Source organism: Streptomyces sp. NPDC047453 (genome assembly GCF_040643155.1).
In the GTDB taxonomy this organism is placed as follows: Bacteria; Actinomycetota; Actinomycetes; order Streptomycetales; family Streptomycetaceae; genus Streptomyces.
On record NZ_JBEYTS010000187.1, the window covers coordinates 1 to 1274 of the forward strand.

Annotated in this window: 2 protein-coding genes; both read right to left on the minus strand. The window is 66.5% G+C overall.

From position 1 onward, the window contains the following. On the minus strand, positions 1 to 850 hold an 850-nt coding region (locus ABZ818_RS42845; RefSeq protein ID WP_361427783.1), incomplete at its 3' end, for an alpha-amylase family glycosyl hydrolase. Beyond that, a partial coding sequence (locus ABZ818_RS42850) for an alpha-glucosidase C-terminal domain-containing protein (RefSeq protein ID WP_361427786.1) occupies positions 847 to 1274 on the minus strand: 428 nt, incomplete at its 5' end. The genes ABZ818_RS42845 and ABZ818_RS42850, both read right to left, overlap by 4 nt.

A 1274-nucleotide genomic window follows, 5' to 3' on the forward strand; every position in this document is an offset into this window, starting at 1 on the left:
TGTGGCATTCGTCGCCGCCGGCGGCGTAGTCGCCGAAGTAGTCGACGACGTCCTCCGGCCACTGGTTCGCCTCCGCCAGCAGCACGGTGTCCGGGTACTGGGTGTCGATCTCCTTGCGCACCCGCTTGAGGAACTCGTGCGTGGCCGGGAGGTTCTCGCAGTTGGTGCCCTCCTGCTGGTACAGGTACGGCACCGCGTCCAGCCGGAACCCGTCGATGCCCAGGTCCAGCCAGAACTTCAGCGCGGAGATCATCTCCTCCTGGACGGCCGGGTTCTCGTAGTTGAGATCCGGCTGGTGGGAGAAGAACCGGTGCCAGTAGTACTGCTTGCGGACCGGATCGTAGGTCCAGTTGGACGCCTCCGTGTCGACGAAGATGATCCGCGCGTCCTGGTACTGCTTGTCGTCGTCGGCCCACACGTAGTAGTCCCCGTAGGGGCCGTCGGGGTCCTTGCGGGACTCCTGGAACCACGGGTGCTGGTCGCTGGTGTGGTTCATGACGAAGTCGATGATCACGCGCATGCCGCGCTGGTGGGCGGCGTCGACGAACTCCACGAAGTCGGCCAGGTCGCCGAACTCCGGGAGCACGGCGGCGTAGTCGGACACGTCGTATCCGCCGTCCCTCAGCGGGGACTTGAAGAACGGCGGCAGCCACAGACAGTCGACGCCGAGCCACTGGAGGTAGTCGAGCTTGGCGGTCAGGCCCTTCAGGTCGCCGACGCCGTCGCCGTTGCTGTCCTGGAAGGAGCGGACGAGGACCTCGTAGAACACGGCACGCTTGAACCACTCCGGGTCCCGGTCCTGGGCCGGAGTGTCTTCGAAGGTGTCCGGAACGGGCTCATTGACGATCATGTTGTCGGTGACCCTCCGATCTGCGGGGTGGACGGTCGCAGGACGGTGAGGACATGCGCGGGCCGGTGGCCCGGCTCGAGACGCACATAGTTGGCCCTGCCCCAGTGGTAGGTCTCGCCGGTCAGCTCATCGCGCACCGGCACCGACTCGTGCCATTCCAGGCCGAGTTGCGGCATGTCCAACGAGACCGTGGCCTCCTGGGTGTGGTGGGGGTCGAGGTTGGCGACCACCAGAACCGTGTTCGATCCGCTCCGCTTCGAGTAGGCGATCACCGCGTCCTTGTCGGTGTGATGGAAGTGCAGGTCCCGCAGCTGCCGCAGGGCCGGACTGCGGCGGCGGATGTCGTTGAGCCTGGTGACGAGGGGGGCGATGGTGCGGCCCTCGCGTGCGGCGGCTGCCCAGTCGCGGGGTTTGAGCTGGTACT